The sequence below is a fragment of the Sphingosinicella rhizophila genome (genome assembly GCF_032378825.1).
In the GTDB taxonomy this organism is placed as follows: Bacteria; Pseudomonadota; Alphaproteobacteria; order Sphingomonadales; family Sphingomonadaceae; genus Allosphingosinicella; species Allosphingosinicella rhizophila.
On record NZ_JAVUPU010000001.1, the window covers coordinates 498,338 to 517,196 of the forward strand.

Below are 18,859 nucleotides of genomic sequence, written 5' to 3' on the forward strand. Positions count from 1 at the left end.
TCCTCAAAGCTTTTGCATGGGCCCCTTGCCTTTTCATATCCGTACGGGCCAATCGATCGGCGATGCCATCCGCCCGCCCTCTGCAGAACCAGTTGCTTGGAATCGCACTGCGTATCGGTGCCGCTACCGGCTTTGCCTTCATGGCTGCAATGATCAAGCTCGGCTACGAAGCTGGTGTGTCGATGCCTGAAGCGGTCTTTTACCGTTTCGCATTCGGCCTGCCGCCTTTGCTGATCTGGATCGCCTGGAGCCGAAACTTCACCGTCTGGCGCACCCAACGGCCATTGGCACATTTGTGGCGGGCCGCTGCCGGCCTCAGCGCGATGACGCTCGCTTTCGCCGCCTTGCGCTATCTTCCGCTCGCCGAGGCCGCCACGATCGGCTTCGCTGCGCCGCTATTCGCCGTCATCCTGTCCGCGGTCCTGCTCAAGGAAAAGGTGGGGCGACATCGCTGGAGCGCTGTCGCCGTCGGCTTCCTGGGCGTACTGATCGTGATGCGGCCGGAGGGGAGCCATTTGCCGGCCCTGGGGTTGGCAATGGCGATCGCGGCAGCCTTCGGGGTCGGAATCGTCACGATCACCATAAGGCAGATCGGTGCGACCGACGACACGCAGACGATTGTTTTCTGGTTCACCCTCAGCGGCATGCTCGCGGCCGGAATGCTGATGCCGATCTACGGCAAGGTCCATGACGGTCAGACGTGGCTCATTCTGCTCGCGCTCGGCGGCTTCGGCGGCTTGAGCCAGCTATTACTTACAGCCTCGCTCCGCTATGCGCCGGTCCCGGTGATCATTCCCTTCGATTACAGCCAGTTGCTATGGAGCGTGCTGCTAGGCTGGGCGATCTGGGAGACGCGCCCGGCGCTCAGCACCTGGATCGGCGCCGGGGTGATCGTCTTGAGCGGCCTCTACACCATCTATCGCGAACACCGGCTGGGCCGCGAAAAGCCGCGGGCTGTTCCACCGCTCTGATTCCCCTGGTCGGAGAATGGGTAAGAAATGGGGCGATCGACGGGGCTTGAACCCGCGACCCCTGGTACCACAAACCAGTGCTCTAACCAGCTGAGCTACGATCGCCATGCGCAAGGGATTGCGGCGCGCACATAAGGGCGGCCTTGCCCCAGCGTCAAGGATCGCCTTGCGAATCCGCGGCGCGCCCCTCACCAATTGACGAGGCCGAGGCGCTCCCGCCGGATCCAGCGGCCGATCATCAGCACCGCCACGACGGCAAGGCCGAAAGCGAGGCCGATCCAGATGCCGACGCCCCCCCAGCCGAGGCCGAAGCCCAGCCCGATGCTGGTGCCAACGCCGACCACCCAATAGCCCAGGGCGGCATAGATCATCGGCACTCGGGTGTCGTGGAGCCCGCGCAACATGCCCGCACCGACCACCTGCGCGCCGTCGAAGACCTGGAACAAGGCGGCGACAAAAAGAAAGGCGACCGCAAGGGAGATCACCGGTTGGTTGGCCGGGTCGGCGGAGTCGAGGAACAGCGATACGAGCAGATTCGGGACCGCGATCATGATCAGGCCCGTCATCGCCATGAAGGCCACGGCCATTGCGAGCGAGGTCCATCCTGCCCGGGTGATGGCCTCCTTGTCGCGACGGCCGTAAGCAAGTCCGACCCGCACGGTCACCGCCTGGGCAAGTCCCATCGGAACCATGAAGGACATCATGGCCACCTGTATGGCGATGGCATGCGCGGCGATGGCGATGGTCCCGATGAGGCCCATGAGGAACACCGCCGCGTTGAACACCGTCACTTCGAGCCCCAATGTGACCGCGATCGGAAGGCCCAGGCGCCAAATCTGCACGAAACGGGGCCAATCAGGCCGCCAGAAACGACCGAAGAGCCGATAGCGTCGAAAGCTTCTATGGCGCGTCACCACCAACGCCATCCCCAGGAACATCAGGCAATTGGCGAGCGTGCTGCCGATGCCGGCGCCTTGTATCCCGAGTTCCGGCAGGCCCAATCTCCCGAAGATCAGACCATAATTGACGATGGCGTTGAACAGGACAGCCCCCAGTCCCACCAGTAACGACCATAGTGGCTTTTCCAGCGCCGAGATGAACGAACGAAGGACGAGATAGAAAAGATAGGGCAGCATGCCCCATTGCAGCGCCCTAACAAGTTTCTGCGCCTCGGCGGCGAGCTCTGGATCCTGACCGAGGAACACCAGCAGATCCTCCGCTTGCCACAGGATCAGCCAGACCGGCACGGTGATCGCCGTCGCCGCCCACATCGCCTGACGCACCGACCGCCTGACGTCGCGGACGCTGTTCCAGCGCGCGCCCAGCTCTCGCGCGACAAGGGGAGCGGCAGCCGTCACCATTCCCATCCCGAAGATCAGGAACGGAAAATAAAGGTTGATGCCCAACGTCCCGGCGGCAAGCGTTCGCGGGCCCACCCATCCCAGCAGGACCACGTCTGTGGCATGGATCAGGGCCTGGGCGATGTTGGTCAGGATAAGTGGCCAGGCGAGCGCCAGCGTCGCTCGGGCTTCCACCCGCCAATGGGCTCGATCCGGGCGCTTCTGCTGCATCGAATTCGCCTAAGGCCCATCAATGACGGCGGCAACGTTCCTGATCGAAGGAAAAGCCGATTGCATCGGTGAGCCGGAACCCCATCTCCCTGTCATGGTGCCTTTCTCGATCCTCGATCTCGCCCCCATCGTCGCAGGCGGGGATGCCGCTTCGGCCTTCCGCAATGCACTCGATCTGGCCCGGCACGGCGAAAGCTGGGGCTATGGCCGCTTCTGGATGGCCGAACATCATTCCATGCCCGGAATCGCCAGTGCTGCCACGGCCGTGGCGCTTGCCCATATCGGGGCCGGGACGAGCCATATCAGGATCGGAGCCGGCGGAATCATGCTCCCCAACCATTCCCCGCTGGTGATCGCCGAGCAATTCGGAACGCTGGAATCCCTATATCCCGGACGCGTCGATCTCGGACTTGGCCGGGCACCGGGCACCGATCAGGCCGCTGCTTTCGCCCTTCGCCGCGATCTCGATTCAGATCCCAATCGATTTCCCCGCGACGTCATGGAGTTGATCGATTACCTGCATCCTTCGGAACCCGGTCGGCGAGTCAGGGCGATACCCGGCGAAGGTCTGGATATCCCGATCTGGATTCTGGGTTCCAGCCTGTTCGGTGCGCAACTCGCAGCAGTCCTCGGCCTGCCTTATGCCTTCGCCTCCCACTTCGCCCCCGCGCAGATGCTGGAGGCGGTTCGTCTCTATCGCGAGAATTTCAAACCGTCTGCACAGCTCGATCGGCCTTATGTGATGCTCGGCTTCAATGCCTTCGCCGCCGACAGCGACGAGGAAGGCCGGCATCTGATGAGCTCGGTCCAGCAAGCCTTCGTCAACCTGCGAACCGGTCAGCCGACGCAGCTGCAGCCGCCCCAACAGGGCTATGCGGACTCGCTCCCGCCGCCCATAAGGACGTCGATCGACCAGGCGCTCTCGTGCACCGCGGTCGGATCGCCGACGAACGTTGCCGCCGCCATCCGGGCATTTGTGGATCGCACCGGCGCCGACGAGCTGATGATCACCTCCCAGATTTACGACCATGATGCACGCCTGCGATCCTACGAAATCGTGGCCGGCTGCATGACCGGCTGACCGGACGAGCCCAGGGCCAGGCCAAGGCGATTTGCTATGGGCACCAGGATAGCTCCACCTAAAGCACGCAATGCAGGCGGGATGGAATCACGCCTTCCGCTCATCATCTTCGTTCCGAAGCACCGGGCTTGTCCAATTGGCGAGACGATCCAGGATCATGTCCGGGTCGCCGGCCAGATATAGAGACTTGTGACGGCTCTTTGCACCCGACTCGATCTTGATCGCCGAGCGCGGAAGGCGAAGCGCCTTCGCGATGAAGTCGACCAGCCCATCATTGGCGGCGCCCTCCCTCGGGGCGGCAGCAAGCCTGATCGCAAGTGCGGACTTTCCTCCAGCATCCACGGACACGCCCGACACGGCGTTTCGCCCGGCCCTTGGAGTGACGCGTACAGCAAGGCGGACACGGGATCCCACCCTGCGATATGGTTTATCCATGTAAGGGCTCGACGGGCGTGGTGGGCGCGGCAAGGATTGAACTTGCGACCCCACCCGTGTGAAGGGTGTGCTCTACCACTGAGCTACGCGCCCACGCCTCGTAAGGGCCGCGTCCTTAGAGCGCGGTCTTTGGCCTGTCCAGAGGTGGATATGGCATCCGGAGCCGCCATCGCTCCGGCACTTTCTATCGGGCGACCGAATCCTTCAGACCCTTGCCGGCCTTGAATTTGGGCTGGATCGATTCCTTGATCTGCATCGGCTCGCCGGTCCTCGGATTGCGGCCGGTCGACGCCTTGCGCTTCGAGCAGGAAAATGTGCCGAAACCGACGAGGCGGACTTCGTCTCCGCGCTTCAACGTGCTGGTGATGGCGTCGAAAACGCTCTCGACCGCCTTGTTGGCGTCACTCCTGCTAAGCCCCGTCGTTTCGGCGACCGTGCTGATAAGCTCCTGCTTGTTCATGCTCCTCGAACCCCTGTTACGATGGAATCGGGCTAATGCCGTGCCCATCTAAAGGCAGGACAGCAGCCCGAGTCAAAAGGAAAGCGCCTTCTGCCCTGATCGGAACATCGCGATTCGGGCTGCTGCAGTACATCCATCCGCCTCAATGACGGATCGATGCCCCTCCCTCATCGGGTGCCGCAGCAAGATCCGGAACCGGCACCGCCGCCAGTTCGTCCGCGTCGGTCCAGTCGATCGGAATCACCGGAGTCGTCAGGGCCTGTGTCAGCACTTCGTCGACATGGCTGACCGCGATGATCTCCAAGCCGTCCTTGATGGCCAGAGGAATCTCCGCGAGATCTTTCTCATTTTCCGCCGGGATCAGCACCTTCTTGATCCCGCCGCGCAGGGCCGCGAGCAGCTTTTCCTTCAACCCGCCGATCGGCAGGACCCGGCCGCGCAGGGTCACCTCCCCGGTCATGGCGACATCACGACGCACCGGGATGCCGGTCAGTGTCGAGATGATCGCCGTAACCATGCCGATGCCGGCCGAGGGACCATCCTTCGGGACTGCGCCTTCTGGAAGGTGGACGTGAATATCTTTGCGGGCGAATATGCTCGGCTTCACCCCGTAGCTCGGGCTGCGGGCCTTGACGAACGACATTGCCGCCTGGATCGACTCCTGCATGACGTCGCCAAGTTTGCCGGTCGTCTTGATCTGACCCTTGCCGGGCACAGTGACCGCCTCGATGGTGAGCAACTCGCCACCGACCTCGGTCCAGGCAAGACCCGTGACCGCGCCGATCTGATCCTCTTCCTCGCTCATGCCGTGACGGAAGCGTCGGACGCCCGAATATTCGGCGATATTGTCGGGTGTCAGCTCGACTGCGTCGGCCTTGCCTTCCAGGATTCGGCGCAAGGCCTTGCGGGCGACCTTGGCGATCTCCCGTTCCAGCGTGCGGACTCCGGCCTCGCGGGTATAATGGCGGATCAGCGCGCGCAGGCCGTCCTCGGTGAAAACCAGCTCGCCCTCCTTCAGCCCATGCGATTCGATCTGCTTGGGTATGAGGTGGCGGCGTGCGATCTCGACCTTCTCGTCCTCGGTATAGCCCTCCAGCCGGATGATCTCCATTCGGTCCAGCAAGGGCTGGGGCATGTCCATCGTGTTCGCGGTGGTGACGAACATGACGTCGCTGAGGTCGTAATCGATCTCCAGATAATGATCCTGAAACTTGTTATTCTGTTCCGGATCGAGCACCTCCAGGAGCGCGGAGGCCGGATCTCCGCGGAAATCCTGGCCGAGCTTGTCGATCTCGTCGAGCAGGAACAGGGGGTTCGATGCGCCTGCCTTGCGGAGATTGGAAACGATCTTGCCGGGAAGCGATCCGATATAAGTCCGGCGATGGCCGCGTATCTCGGCCTCGTCGCGGACGCCGCCAAGCGATTGACGCACGAATTCTCGGCCCGTCGCCCGCGCGATCGAGCGGCCGAGCGAAGTCTTGCCGACGCCGGGAGGCCCGACCAGGCAGAGAATCGGCCCTTTCAGCTTGTTCGTGCGCGCCTGAACCGCAAGATATTCGATGATCCGGTCCTTGACCTTCTCCAGACCGTAATGATCCTCGTCCAGGATCTTCTCCGCCTCCGCGATATCCTTCTTGACCTTGGTCTTCTTGCCCCAGGGCAGACCGAGCAGGACGTCGAGATAGTTGCGCGACACCGTCGCTTCCGCCGACATCGGCGCCATCGCCTTGAGCTTCTTCAGCTCCGAGGTCGCCTTGCTCCTGGCTTCCTTCGACAATTTGGTCTTGGCGATCTTGCGGGCGAGCTCTGCCAGCTCGTCGCCCTCGCCGTCTTCGCCTTCATTGCCAAGCTCGCGCTGGATCGCCTTCAGCTGTTCGTTGAGATAATATTCGCGCTGCGTCTTCTCCATCTGGCGCTTGACGCGGCTGCGGATCTTCTTTTCCACCTGCAACACGCCGAGCTCGCCTTCCATGAAGGCGAAGGTCATCTCCAGCCGGCGCACCGGGTTCAGCTCCGCCAGCAGGGCCTGCTTGTCGGACACCTTGATATTGATATTGGCGGCGACGGCATCGGCCAGCTTCGAAGGTTCTTCGATCTGGCCCAGCTGCACGGCCGTTTCCGCCGGGAGCTTCTTGTTGAGCTTGGAATAATTTTCGAACTGCTCGACCACCGACCGCATCAAGGCGCCGACTTCGGCGCCTTCCGGCTCCTCGATCTCGATCGGCTCCACATCAGCGACCAAATGATCTCCTTCCGAACGCAGAGCCTTGAGCGACGCGCGCCTTTGCCCTTCCACCAGCACCCGGACGGTACCGTCGGGCAGTTTAAGAAGCTGAAGTACGGTGGCGACCACGCCGAGGTCGTAAAGCGCGTCCTGATCGGGATCGTCCTCCGCCGGGTCGAGCTGCGAGAGCAGGAAGATGGATTTGTCCGCAGCCATTGCGCTTTCAAGCGCTGCGACCGATTTGTCGCGGCCGACAAACAGAGGGACGATCATCTGCGGGAAAACGACAATGTCGCGCAGGGGAAGAACAGGAAAGGATAAGGTCATCATGACTCCACACGGCCGAACGGCCTATCTAGCACCTTATATGGGGTGAATGGCCGCCGCATCAATCATTGCCGGTGCCATTCCAGCACCCTGACTGAAGATTGACCCTAACCCGCAAGGCTCCTAATATTCAGCAGTAGCCAAAGGGGTATGGACCCTATGTTCCGCCAATCAGCGTCCAGCCCCACAGACAATGGGGCCGTGATGGCATCAGAGCGCGACGTATCCGCAAGTGAAACGGACGGAGGCGTAGCGATGCCCCGCAGGCATCGGTCGACGCAGCGGGGCGCAAGCGGCCATGCCAGCCGAAAGGCAAGGTCCCGTCCTTCATTGTATCTCGCTCTCCTGGCCACCGTGCCTTTGCTGATCCTCACGGTGGAGGCGCCTGCATTGGCCGAGAATCGCCCCGGCGTCGGCGAGAAATGCGAGCCTCAGAAGCGCAAGAAGCGCAATTCCCTGCTGGGCTCCGTACTGGGCAGCGTCGCCGGCACGGCACTGGGGCAGGCTGGGGTCCCTTCCGGGATCGCAGGCGTATACATCCCTGTCGGATCGCTTCTTTCGGAAGCGATCATCAGCCAGCTCGACTGCAAGGAGCAGGTCCAGGCGGCGACCGCCACGAACGAAGCCGTTCGGGGTGGTGTGGGGACAAGCTCGACTTGGAAGAGTGAGACCCGCGCGGACGTCTCCGGATCATCCACCGTCACAGCAAAAAATGACCGGCCGGATGGTACGACATGTATGACCGTGAGCGACGTGATCATCGTCAATGGCGAGGAAACGACCGTACCCAAGACTATGTGCAAGGCTCCCGGCGCTTCTGGCTACACATTGGCTGCATGATCATGCGGCAGCGGAGCCTCGCCTTCCTGTCTGCGGTCGCGCTTTTATGGTCGACAGGCGTCAGCGCCGCCAACGATCCGAAGAACCCGACGTGTCCGCAGCCTTTGAATTGGGGCGATGCGAAGCCGATGCGCCTCACCGTGCAGCAGCGCGATGACAAGAAGGTGCTGCTCGCGGAGGGCATGGTCGACGATGGTTTGCTGCAGCGCTTTACGGATACGTTGGAGAAAGAGGGTCCGGTCGACGAGATCTGGTTTCGCTCCCCGGGGGGAAATGCTCGCATTGGCAATCAGGTCGGGATGCTCATCCGCAAGCTAGGCATTCCGACGCGTATTCCCTCCGGCTGGGCCTGCTTCTCCGCCTGCAATTTCCTCTTCATGGGCGGGTTTGCGCGAAGCGTGGATCCGGGCGGTCTGTTCGTCGTGCATATGTTCACCCACACCGGCAATCGGAGCGCCATCGAAGCCGAGGTCATGCAGGGCACCGACAATACCGTCGGATTGATTGGCGAAATCGAGCAAGAATCAGCCCTTCTTGCCAGCGAAGACAATGATTTCCTGATCCGCATGGGCATCTCTCGCAAGCTACTGACAGATGTCATGTATCAGCAAAAAGCAGTCGCCGAATCAGGCAGTGACGCGTCGACACGCCGTTGCCTCACCCAGGATGAGGTGCGCCGCTACAACGTGGTGACGAAAGTTTATTGATCAGAACCTGATCGTTTGAAGTGGAAGCGCTTCGCGCTTCCACCGATGATGTGAATCCGGCTCCATTCAAACCTTTGCAACGGCAGTCGCGATCACCGCTACCATGTTCAGGCAGCGTCGCCGGTCTTTTCTTTCTCCGCATAGACGCGGATCGGTTCCTTTCGGCCTTCGACCACATCCTTGTCGATCATCACTTCATCGACTCCGTCCATCGACGGCAGGTCGAACATCGTGTCGAGCAGGATATTCTCCAGGATCGAGCGGAGGCCGCGGGCGCCCGTCTTGCGCTCGATCGCCTTCTTGGCGACGGCCACCAGCGCGTCGTCGGTGAAGCTCAGCTTCACATCCTCCATGTCGAACAATTTGGCATATTGCTTGACGAGTGCATTCTTCGGTTCGCGCAGGATCTTCACCAGGGCGACCTCGTCCAGATCCTCGAGCGTCGCGATCACCGGCAGGCGGCCGACGAATTCGGGGATGAGGCCGAATTTCAGAAGATCGTCCGGTTCGCCCTGGCGAAGCACCTCGCCGGTGCGCCGTTCCTCGGGCGCCGCCACATAGGCGCCGAAGCCGATCGACTTGCCCTGCAAGCGGTCGGCGATAATCTTCTCCAGGCCGGCAAAGGCGCCGCCGCAGATGAACAGGATGTTGGTCGTGTCCACCTGCAGAAATTCCTGCTGCGGATGCTTCCGGCCGCCCTGCGGCGGAACTGAGGCCGTCGTGCCTTCCATCAGCTTGAGCAGCGCCTGCTGAACGCCCTCACCCGACACGTCGCGCGTGATCGAGGGATTGTCCGACTTGCGGCTGATCTTGTCGATCTCGTCGATATAGACGATGCCGCGCTGAGCCCGCTCGACATTGTAATCGGACGCCTGCAGCAACTTCAGAATGATATTCTCGACGTCCTCGCCGACATAGCCGGCTTCGGTAAGAGTAGTCGCGTCGGCCATGGTGAAGGGCACGTCGAGAAGCCGCGCCAGCGTCTGGGCTAGCAAGGTCTTGCCGCACCCGGTCGGACCAACGAGCAGGATGTTCGATTTTGAAAGCTCGACCTCTCCACTCTTGGCGCCGTGGGCGAGCCTCTTGTAATGGTTATGGACGGCAACCGAGAGAACGCGCTTGGCGTGGCTCTGGCCGATCACATAATCGTCGAGATGCTTGCAGATTTCGAGCGGCGTCGGAACACCGTCCCTGGTCTTCACCAGCGAGGATTTGGTCTCCTCGCGGATGATGTCGTTGCACAATTCGACGCATTCGTCGCAGATGAACACGGTCGGGCCGGCGATGAGCTTCCTGACCTCATGCTGCGATTTCCCGCAGAATGAACAATAAAGGGTGCTCTTTGAATCGCTGCCGCTAAGCTTCGTCATAATCGTCCTTGCGAGCGCCACACCGGCACCCATTGGTCTGCCATGTTAGACCGCACTATCGCACGATCACAATGGCCTAATGATTAACGGCGAAAAAAGGCATCAGGCGGCACTGGCCTGATGCGTGCCGTCATCTTCGGCAACCGTCGGTCTCTTGTCGAACACTTCGTCGACCAACCCGAAAGCCTTCGCCTCGTCGGCGCCGAAGAATTTGTCGCGCTCGACAGCGCTCTCGATGGCTTCGAGCGTCTGGCCCGTATATTGGGCCATCAACTCGTTCATACGATGCCTGATCCGCAGGATCTCCTTCGCCTGGATCTCGATGTCGGTCGCCTGCCCCTGGGCGCCGCCGGACGGCTGATGGACCATGATCCTGGCATTGGTCAGTGCTACGCGCATCCCCGGCTCGCCTGCGGCCAGCAGGAAGGCGCCCATCGAAGCGGCCTGACCCACGCAAAGGGTTCCGACCCGCGGCCGAATATATTGCATCGTATCGTGGATCGCCATGCCGGCCGTCACCACCCCGCCCGGTGAATTGATATACATGAAGATGTCTTTCTTCGGATTCTCGCTCTCCAGAAAGAGCAATTGGGCCGTGATCAGACTCGCCATATGGTCTTCGACCTGACCCGTGACGAACACGATTCGTTCCCGCAGCAGCCGCGAATAGATGTCGAAGCTGCGCTCGCCGCGATTCGATTGTTCGATGACGATGGGCACGAGGCCGGCGCGGATGGGATCGTTCATATTGTCCTGGAATCCTGTCTCTGTTCGGTCATGCGAACATCGGGGCAATGGGGCGCAGGTTCAAGCCCTGTCTGCTCGCTTCGTGGCCGACACCCTGATTCGCGGTTCAGATGCCTTCGAATCGAGCGGGATCCGGCGCGGGGAAGGCGAGATAGGCAAGACGCCTGACCTCGCGTCGGCCGCGCACGACCGTGTCGAGGATCAGCCCGCACATGAAGCTCATGAAGGCGACGACCATCATACCGGTGACGAGGATCGCCGTCGGCAAACGTGGCACTTCCCCCGTTTCTGCAAAGGTGATGACAAGCGGAATGGCAAGAATGAAAGCGAGCAAGGCCAGGAAGATTCCAAAGCCGCCATAGAAAAGCACCGGCCGCTCGATCCTGAAAAGATGGCCGATCGTCCGCACGATGCGCCATCCGTCGCGATAAGTGGAAAGTTTGGAATGCGACCCTTCCGGCCGCGATGCATAAGCCGTCACCACTTCAGCGACGGGCATCGCCAGCTCGAGTGCGTGAACGCTGATCTCGGTCTCGATCTCGAAGCCTCGCGACAAAGCCGGGAACGACTTGACGAAGCGGCGCGAAAATACACGATAGCCGGACAATATATCGCTGAACGTCCGTCCGAACAGGTTGGCGAGAAGCCCGGTCAGAATATGGTTTCCAAGCCGGTGCCCGCGGCGATAAGCGTCCTCGACTTCCGAACGGCGCGCGCCCACCACCATGTCCAGCTGCTCGTCGAGAAGCTTGGCGACCAGTTCCGGCGCCGCTGCGGCATCGTAGGTCGCGTCGCCATCCGCCATGATATAGATATCTGCCTCGACATCCGCGAACATGCGCCGGACGACATGCCCCTTCCCCTGCATCCGTTCCGCGCGGACGACCGCGCCTGCGGCCGCCGCGATCTCCCGCGTACCGTCCGAACTATTATTGTCATAGACGTAGATCGTCGCCTGCGGCAGCGCGGCGCGGAACCCCGCCACCGTCTGGCCGATCGCAGCCTCCTCATCGTAACAAGGAAGCAGGACGGCGATGCGAAGCTTTGCTTGACTGCCTTCCACGTCCCACCCCGTCTGCCCGGGCAAGTCGCCGGTTCCGTTCGTTCTGGAAGAAGAGAGCTGTTTCGGCAAGCGCGCGGCTTGAGCTGAATTCAGCCCTTCTTCGCCGCCGGCTTTTTCGCGGATGTCTTGGCAGCTTCCACTTTGGCAGCTTCAACCTTGGTGGCCTTCGGCTTGGCGGCAGCTTCTGTCTTGGCTTTCGCGGCGGGCTTGGCTGCGGCCTTGGGCTCTGCTTTCTGCTTCGCAGACTTGCTGTCTTTCTCCACGCTCTTCGCAGGCGCTGCATCCGCCGCCTTGGGCTTTTTGGGCGTGGCCTTTTTCGCCTTCGGGGCATGGTCATTGTCATGATCATGGCCACAGCCCGGCCCGTGCACGTGGGTGTCCTCGGATTCGATTTCGGCCTCGAGCTCGGTCCGGTTCACGCTACGCTCGCTGATCTCCGCCTGGCCGAAAAGATAATCGACGACCTTGTCTTCGAACAAAGGCGCGCGAAGTTGGGCTGCCGCCATCGGCTCCTTGCGAACATATTCGACGAATCGCTGGCGGTCCTCGGGACGATATTGCTGGGCCGCCTGCATGATCAGCTGGTTCATCTCGTTCTGGCTGATCTCGATCCCATTCCGGGTGCCGATTTCCGAAAGGAGCAGGCCCAGCCGGACGCGCCGCTCGGCGATCGCGCGATATTCGCCGCGTTCCGCCTCGATTTCGGCCAAAGCCTTGGCGGGATCCGGCTCGTGACTCGCTTCATGTTCGAGCTGCTTCCAGATCTGTTCGAATTCGGCTTCGACCATCGACGGCGGCACGTCGAAATCATGCGCGGCCGCGAGCTGGTCGAGCAACTTGCGCTTCATATGGGTGCGGGTCAGGCCGTTCAGCTCCTGCTCTACCTGGCCCGTAATGAGCTTGCGGAGCTGGTCGATGCCCTCCAGTCCCATCGACTTCGCGAAATCATCGTCGGCCTTGGTCTGTCGCGGCTTCTGGACCTCATTGACCGTCACTTCGAAGACAGCGTCCCGGCCCTTCAGATAGTCCACCCCATAATCGTCGGGAAATTTCACTTTGAGCTTGCGTTGGTCATTCGCCTTGACGCCAACCAATTGGTCTTCGAAGCCGGGGATCAGGCGTCCGGAGCCAAGCTCCACCGACATGCCTTCGCCCTTGCCGCCCTCGAACGCCTCGCCATCGACCGTGCCTTCATAATCCATGACGACGAGATCGCCGCTCTGCGCGGCATATTTGGCCGGCGCGGGTTCGAAGCTCTTCTGTCCCGACACCAGCCGTTCCAGCGCCTGATCGACTTCCGCGTCGGTCGGCTCGACGGTCAGCCGCTCCAGCTTGAGGTTTCCGATATTTGGCTCCGCGACGTCCGGCAACGTCTCCAGCTGGACGTTTACAATTGTGTCCTTGCCGGGCCCGCCTTCTTCCAGCTCGACCGAAGGCTGGGTCGCCGGACGCAGATTCTGCTCCGCCATCAGCTTCTGGACACTGTCGCGAACCGCGGTCTGGAGCGCCTCCTGCTCCAGGGCAGGACCATGCATCTTCCGAACGAGGTTGGCGGGCACCTTGCCCGGGCGGAAGCCCGGCATGCGGATGCGCGGCGCGACTGTCTGCAGCTCCTTGTCGACGAGCGCGTCGATATCCTTCGCGGGGATGGTGATCTTATAGGCCCGCTTCAGGCCCTCGTTCAACGTCTCGACAGTCTGCATTTTGAAGCCAAACCTTCGTTTCAGGATTTCGTCTGCGACGCCTTTACATTGCGATCCGGGCGAAGCTGGTGCGGGCGAAGGGACTCGAACCCCCACATCTTGCGATACTGGAACCTAAATCCAGCGCGTCTACCAGTTCCGCCACGCCCGCCGGGCCGCCGGTTGGCGGGGATATAGCAGGGTGCACCGCAAGGGCAAGGTCGAGTTACCCATGTACGGCCAGTGATGTGTCGCCTTCGTTCCGCTTCCTCCGCAATCCGGGTTCAGACCGGCCTTTTGCCTGTCTGGCCGCAGGTTCGGATCTCGGCAGAGCGAGCCGTCGGAGACTTCAGCAATCACGTTCGCGGCCGCCTTCCCGACTGGATAGCCGCCGCTGCTCAGCCCAGTTTCTTCTTCAGCAGTTCGTTCACCACTGCCGGATTGGCCTTGCCGGCCATCGCCTTCATCGTCTGGCCGACGAAGAAGCCGAACAATTTATCCTTGCCGCCGCGATATTCGGCGACCTTGTCCTCGTTCGCGGCCATCACCTCGGCGATGACAGCCTCGATGGCGCCGGTGTCACTGGTCTGCCTGAGGCCGCGCTCCTCCACGATCAGACCGGCATCCCGGCCCGTTTCGATCATGATCTCGAACACCTGCTTGCCGAGCGTGGCCGAAAGCGTGCCGTCGGCGATGAGGGCGAGCAATTCAGCGCCCTGTGCGGGGGTGACCGGGCTTGTCTCGATCGTGGCACCGGTGCGGTTCAACGCGCCGAACAGGTCGCTGATCACCCAATTGGAGGCACTCTTGCCTACCTCCTGCGGCGATTTGCCGGCCCTGGCGGTCAGTGCCTCGAGCAGCGCCTCGAACCAGCGCGCCGATTCCACGTCGGCCGTCAGCACGCTCGCATTATAGGCGGAAAGACCCAGCTCCTGCTCGTAGCGATGGCGCTTCGCATCCGGCAATTCCGGCAGCGATGCACGGCATTCTTCCAGGACATCGTCCGTCAGTTCCAATGGGAGCAGGTCCGGGTCCGGAAAGTAACGATAATCATGCGCGTCTTCCTTGCTGCGCAAGCTCCTCGTCTCGCCTTTGTCGGGATCCCAGAGCCGGGTTTCCTGGACGATAGCACCCCCGCTTTCGAGCACGTCGACCTGGCGGTTTGCTTCATATTCGATGGTGGCCATGATGAAGCGCACCGAATTGACATTCTTGGTCTCGGTCCTAGTGCCGAAGGATTCACCGGGCCGGCGCACAGAAACATTGACGTCGGCGCGCATCGAGCCTTGCTCCATATTGCCGTCGCAGCTGCCGACATATCTCAGGACCGACCTGAGCTTACGGATGTAAGCTCCTGCCTCTTCAGGGCTTCTCATGTCGGGCTTCGACACGATCTCCATCAAGGCAACGCCCGACCGATTGAGGTCGACATAAGAGAAACTGGGATGCTGGTCATGCATCAGCTTGCCCGCATCCTGCTCCAGATGGATCCGTTCGATGCCGATCCTCTTGGTGACTTGTCGATCGCCTTCGCCGAGCAGGATCTCGATCTCGCCCTCCCCCACGATCGGATGGTAAAGCTGGGAAATCTGATAGCCCTGCGGCAAATCGGCGTAGAAATAATTCTTCCGGTCGAAGCGGGAGAATTTGTTGATCGCCGCTTCCAGCGCCAGACCGGTTCGGACTGCCTGGCGCACGCATTCGCCATTCAACACCGGCAGCATGCCGGGCATCGCCGCGTCCACCAGGCTCACCTGGCTGTTCGGCTCGGCGCCGAATTGCGTGGACGCGCCGGAAAAGAGCTTGGCCTTCGAAGTCACCTGAGCATGGACCTCGAGGCCGATCACGACCTCCCATTCCCCGGTGGCGCCCTGGATCCGATAATTGCTCACCACCAGGCCTCCGGGCGGGCGACGAAACCGGCGCGCTCCTCGAAGGCAAGGCCGGCATTGAGCACGTTCTGCTCGTCGAGTGGCCTGCCGATGATCTGCAGGCCGAGCGGCAGCCCCTCCGAATTGAGGCCTGCCGGCACCGCAATGGCGGGGAGACCGGCCAGACTTGCCGGCACGGCGAAGACGTCATTCAGATACATCGCGATCGGATCGTCCGATTTTTCCCCCAGCGCGAACGCCGCCGAAGGCGTGGTCGGCGTCAGCAGCAGATCGCAATCGTTCCAGACATGTTCGAAATCGCGGGCGATCAGCGCCCTCACCTTTTGCGCGCGGTTGAAATAGGCATCGTAGAAGCCGGCGGACAGCACATAGGTGCCGATCATGATCCGCCGCCGTACTTCGGCGCCGAACCCGGCAGCCCGGGTGGCCTCATACATATCGGCGAGGCTGCCGCCGTCCGGCGCCACCCTGTTCCCATAGCGCACGCCGTCGTAGCGGGCGAGATTGGACGAGGCTTCGGCCGGAGCGATGATATAATAAGTGGGAAGCGCATGACGGGTGTGCGGCAAGGACACGTCGACGATCTCCGCGCCCGCATCGCGCAGCCAGTCGATCCCCTGATCCCAGACCTTGCCGATCTCCTCGGGAATGCCTTCGATGCGATATTCCCGTGGAATACCGATCTTCTTGCCGCGTATGTCGCTCGACAGACTGGCTTCCCATTTCGGGACATCAAGCTGAAGCGAGGTCGAATCCTTGGCATCGAATCCGCTCATCGCTTCCAGCATGATGGCGCAATCGCGGACGTCGCGCGCCATCGGTCCGGCCTGGTCGAGCGAGGAGGCGAAGGCGACGATGCCCCAGCGCGAGCAGCGGCCGTAAGTCGGCTTGATGCCTGTGATGCCGGTAAAGGCCGCCGGCTGGCGGATCGAGCCGCCCGTATCGGTTCCCGTCACACCCGGCGCGATCCTCGCGGCCACAGCCGCAGCCGAACCGCCGGACGACCCTCCTGGGGTTATCGCGGCATTGCCGCCGTCGCTGCGGCGCCAGGGCGATATGACATTGCCGAAGGCGCTGGTTTCATTGGACGAACCCATCGCGAACTGATCGAGGTTGAGCTTGCCGAGCATCCCGGCGCCGGCCGCGAACAATCTGGCGCTGACGGTGGATTCATAAACGGGTTCGAAGCCCTTGAGGATGCCGCTCGCTGCGGTCGTCTGCACGCCCTTGGTCGCGAACAGGTCCTTGATGCCGAGTGGGACGCCGGACAACGGCTTGAGATCGCCCGAGACGCGATCGGCATCCGCCTGGGCCGCCGCGGCGAGCGCATGATCGGGTGTTTCCAGAATGAACGCGTTGAGGCTCTTCGCGCTGGTGACCGCCTCATTATAGGCTTCAGCCACTTCGCGCGCCGAAAAATCTCCGTTGCGGAAGCCGTCGCGTATCGCTGCGACCCCGAGATCGGTGAGGCTCATTCGATCACCTTCGGGACAGCAAAAAAGCCATGTTCGGCGACCGGCGCATTGGCGAGCACCGCCTCCCGCTGGTCGCCATCGTCGACCACATCGTCGCGCAGGCGGAGGCGATTGGCGATGACGGCCGTCATCGGCTCGACGCCTTCCACGTCCACCTCCTGCAATTGTTCGACCCAATGAAGGATATTGTTGAGCTCAGGCGCCAGGGCCTCGGCCTCGGCATCCGTCACGGCGATGCGGGCGAGCTTGGCGATATGACGTACGGTGGCGGTATCGACGGACATGCATGGCCTTGGGAATGGAGCGTCGCGGATACGACCCACGGCCCGCTAGCATTGGCTCCCACGCTCTTCAAGCAACCTATAGCGCTTGCAACCGGCTCCGCCTTGCTGTTGGGGCCGGACGGACCAATTGGAGTGCAGCATGCTGGCGAGGCGTTTTCTGATGATTGTCGCAGGACTGGTCGTCCTCGTGGTGGTCGCTGCCTTCGGCTATCGCCTGTTCGAACAAAGGCTGATGCGCACGGCGCTTGTTCCTACGATATCCTTTGAAAGCGCCAAGAGTCCTCCTTCCGGTCCGAAGGGCTATGCGGATGCCGGCATGTGGATCGCGCGCCCGGACATTGCGAACAATCCGGCCCTCTGGACGCCGGCAGGTTATCGGCCGGCGGCGCTGCCGGTCGCGTCGGTCTTCTTCATTCATCCCACGTCATTCCTTGAAAGGTCGCAATGGAATGCGCCGCTCGACGACACGGACTCGCAGGTTCGCGCGCGATTGTTCGTGCGCAGCCAGGCAAGTGCCTTCAACGGCATCGGGGCGATCTGGGCGCCCAAATATCGTCAAGCGACATTCGGTGCCTTTCTCACCACCCAGGAAGATGCGCGAAAGGCGCTCGACTTCGCCTATCGCGACATTGTCGACGCCTATGAGGAATTCCTGCGAGAAGCGCCGAGCAACAGCCCGATCATCCTTGCCGCCCACAGCCAGGGAAGCCTTCACCTGGCGCGGCTGCTCGGCGAACGCGTCGCCGGATCGGCGGAGGCCGATCGGATCGCTGCCGCCTATGTCGTCGGCTGGCCGATCTCGGTCACGGCCGATTTGCCGGCGCTCGGACTTCCACCCTGCGAGACGCCGCAACAGTCTGGCTGTATCCTTTCCTGGCAAGCCTTCTCGGAGCCAGCCGACCCCAAGATGATCACCAACGTTTATAATGCCTCCACCAGCGCCAGCGGTATTCGCCGCGCGGGCACCCCTATGCTTTGCGTCAATCCGCTTACCGGGCGTCTCGGCGGCGATGCGCCCGCCTCCGCCAATCGCGGCACGCTTGTTCCGAATGCGAAGCTGACCGACGGCAGGCTCCGGACCCCGGGAGTCCCTGCCCGCTGCGATCCGCACGGCTTCCTCCTCATTGGCGACGACTCTCCTAAGCTTGGACCCTATGTGCTGCCGGGCAACAATTACCACGTTTATGATTACGCTCTTTTCTGGGCGAATATCAGGGCGGATGCCGAGCTGCGCCTGGCACGCTTCCTCACCAGATGATTACGACAACAGCCTCGGAGTTTCGCGCGGCTCTGCCCAGTGCCGGCCGGCTTGTCGGGCTCGATGTCGGCACCAAGACGATCGGCGTCGCCCTTTGCGATTCCGGTTGGACTATCGCTACCGCGGCAGAATTGATTCGACGCACCAAATTCGCCGCCGATCTGATGCGATTGAAGGCGCTGGCGCAGGCCCAGCAGGCGGTCGGCATCGTCCTGGGCCTGCCGCTCAACCTGGACGGGAGCGAAAGCCCCCGCACCCAGTCCATCCGAGCCTTTGCGCGAAACCTGGAGCCGCTCGGCTTGCCCGTCCTGCTCTGGGATGAACGCTGGTCGACCCAGGCGGTGACGCGAACTCTCATCGATGCGGATGCCAGCCGCGCGCGGCGTGCTGAACTGATCGACAAGATGGCCGCCGCTTACATTCTGCAGGGCGCCATCGACGCGCTTGCGGGGGGGCATGCGGCTCTTTAGGG

The 18,859-nt window shown here is 62.0% G+C and carries 17 protein-coding genes and 3 tRNA genes; 6 read left to right on the forward strand and 14 right to left on the reverse strand.

Annotated features, from left to right (window positions below; all coding sequences use genetic code 11):
• Positions 1 to 62: 62 nt before the first annotated feature.
• Positions 63 to 971: a DMT family transporter gene (locus tag RQX22_RS02315; protein ID WP_315723256.1), complete on the forward strand. Its 909-nt coding sequence runs from the start codon at positions 63 to 65 to the stop codon at positions 969 to 971.
• 28 nt (positions 972 to 999) lie between these two features.
• Here RQX22_RS02315 and RQX22_RS02320 read toward each other — a convergent pair.
• Both RQX22_RS02320 and RQX22_RS02325 read right to left on the reverse strand, forming a co-directional pair.
• Positions 1,000 to 1,076, reverse strand: a tRNA-His gene (locus RQX22_RS02320).
• A gap of 83 nt (positions 1,077 to 1,159) precedes the next feature.
• On the reverse strand, positions 1,160 to 2,542 hold the full coding sequence (locus RQX22_RS02325; RefSeq protein WP_315723258.1) for an MATE family efflux transporter: 1,383 nt from the start codon (positions 2,540 to 2,542) through the stop codon (positions 1,160 to 1,162).
• A gap of 94 nt (positions 2,543 to 2,636) precedes the next feature.
• Here RQX22_RS02325 and RQX22_RS02330 point away from each other — a divergent pair, with 94 nt between their 5' ends.
• Positions 2,637 to 3,623, forward strand: coding sequence for an LLM class flavin-dependent oxidoreductase (locus tag RQX22_RS02330; protein ID WP_315723536.1), 987 nt, complete (start codon positions 2,637 to 2,639; stop codon positions 3,621 to 3,623).
• Between the two features lie 87 nt (positions 3,624 to 3,710).
• Here RQX22_RS02330 and RQX22_RS02335 read toward each other — a convergent pair whose 3' ends face one another.
• From RQX22_RS02335 to lon, 4 genes are all read right to left on the reverse strand, one after another.
• Entirely contained in the window at positions 3,711 to 4,058 is a 348-nt protein-coding gene (locus RQX22_RS02335; RefSeq protein WP_315723260.1) for a DUF167 domain-containing protein, read from the reverse strand.
• Between the two features lie 18 nt (positions 4,059 to 4,076).
• A tRNA-Val gene (locus tag RQX22_RS02340) sits at positions 4,077 to 4,151 on the reverse strand.
• 91 nt (positions 4,152 to 4,242) lie between these two features.
• On the reverse strand, positions 4,243 to 4,518 hold the full coding sequence (locus tag RQX22_RS02345; RefSeq protein ID WP_315723261.1) for an HU family DNA-binding protein: 276 nt from the start codon (positions 4,516 to 4,518) through the stop codon (positions 4,243 to 4,245).
• Between the two features lie 142 nt (positions 4,519 to 4,660).
• Positions 4,661 to 7,069, reverse strand: a complete 2,409-nt coding sequence (lon, locus tag RQX22_RS02350; protein WP_315723538.1) for an endopeptidase La — start codon at positions 7,067 to 7,069, stop codon at positions 4,661 to 4,663.
• 330 nt (positions 7,070 to 7,399) lie between these two features.
• Between lon and RQX22_RS02355 the strand changes: the two genes are divergently transcribed.
• A complete protein-coding gene (locus tag RQX22_RS02355; RefSeq protein ID WP_315723262.1) occupies positions 7,400 to 7,909 on the forward strand; it encodes a hypothetical protein in 510 nt (169 codons plus the stop codon).
• Positions 7,906 to 8,616: a COG3904 family protein gene (locus tag RQX22_RS02360; RefSeq protein ID WP_315723264.1), complete on the forward strand. Its 711-nt coding sequence runs from the start codon at positions 7,906 to 7,908 to the stop codon at positions 8,614 to 8,616. The genes RQX22_RS02355 and RQX22_RS02360 overlap by 4 nt, the downstream gene beginning before the upstream one ends.
• A gap of 107 nt (positions 8,617 to 8,723) precedes the next feature.
• On the opposite strand, the gene clpX is transcribed toward RQX22_RS02360, so the two are convergent.
• From clpX to gatC, 8 genes are all read right to left on the reverse strand, one after another.
• On the reverse strand, positions 8,724 to 9,986 hold the full coding sequence (clpX, locus tag RQX22_RS02365; protein WP_315723266.1) for an ATP-dependent Clp protease ATP-binding subunit ClpX: 1,263 nt from the start codon (positions 9,984 to 9,986) through the stop codon (positions 8,724 to 8,726).
• Between the two features lie 102 nt (positions 9,987 to 10,088).
• A complete protein-coding gene (gene clpP / locus RQX22_RS02370) occupies positions 10,089 to 10,733 on the reverse strand; it encodes an ATP-dependent Clp endopeptidase proteolytic subunit ClpP (protein ID WP_315723268.1) in 645 nt (214 codons plus the stop codon).
• A 106-nt stretch (positions 10,734 to 10,839) separates the two neighbouring features.
• On the reverse strand, positions 10,840 to 11,796 hold the full coding sequence (locus RQX22_RS02375; RefSeq protein ID WP_315723270.1) for a glycosyltransferase family 2 protein: 957 nt from the start codon (positions 11,794 to 11,796) through the stop codon (positions 10,840 to 10,842).
• 89 nt (positions 11,797 to 11,885) lie between these two features.
• Positions 11,886 to 13,499 carry a trigger factor gene (gene tig, locus RQX22_RS02380; RefSeq protein WP_315723271.1) on the reverse strand — a complete coding sequence of 538 codons (1,614 nt, stop codon included), beginning with the start codon at positions 13,497 to 13,499 and terminating at the stop codon, positions 11,886 to 11,888.
• Between the two features lie 66 nt (positions 13,500 to 13,565).
• A tRNA-Leu gene (locus RQX22_RS02385) sits at positions 13,566 to 13,650 on the reverse strand.
• A 226-nt stretch (positions 13,651 to 13,876) separates the two neighbouring features.
• The gene (gatB, locus tag RQX22_RS02390; protein WP_315723540.1) at positions 13,877 to 15,376 is read right to left on the reverse strand and encodes an Asp-tRNA(Asn)/Glu-tRNA(Gln) amidotransferase subunit GatB; all 1,500 of its coding nucleotides are present in this window, start codon (positions 15,374 to 15,376) and stop codon (positions 13,877 to 13,879) included.
• Positions 15,367 to 16,845: an Asp-tRNA(Asn)/Glu-tRNA(Gln) amidotransferase subunit GatA gene (gene gatA / locus RQX22_RS02395; RefSeq protein ID WP_315723273.1), complete on the reverse strand. Its 1,479-nt coding sequence runs from the start codon at positions 16,843 to 16,845 to the stop codon at positions 15,367 to 15,369. Before gatA ends, gatB begins: the two co-directional genes overlap by 10 nt.
• Positions 16,842 to 17,129, reverse strand: a complete 288-nt coding sequence (gatC, locus tag RQX22_RS02400; RefSeq protein WP_315723275.1) for an Asp-tRNA(Asn)/Glu-tRNA(Gln) amidotransferase subunit GatC — start codon at positions 17,127 to 17,129, stop codon at positions 16,842 to 16,844. The genes gatA and gatC overlap by 4 nt, the downstream gene beginning before the upstream one ends.
• A 142-nt stretch (positions 17,130 to 17,271) precedes the next feature.
• Here gatC and RQX22_RS02405 point away from each other — a divergent pair, with 142 nt between their 5' ends.
• Complete coding sequence (locus tag RQX22_RS02405) at positions 17,272 to 18,387, forward strand: DUF3089 domain-containing protein (protein WP_315723542.1); 1,116 nt, start codon at positions 17,272 to 17,274, stop codon at positions 18,385 to 18,387.
• On the forward strand, positions 18,384 to 18,857 hold the full coding sequence (ruvX, locus tag RQX22_RS02410; protein ID WP_315723277.1) for a Holliday junction resolvase RuvX: 474 nt from the start codon (positions 18,384 to 18,386) through the stop codon (positions 18,855 to 18,857). Before RQX22_RS02405 ends, ruvX begins: the two co-directional genes overlap by 4 nt.
• Positions 18,858 to 18,859: the final 2 nt, after the last annotated feature.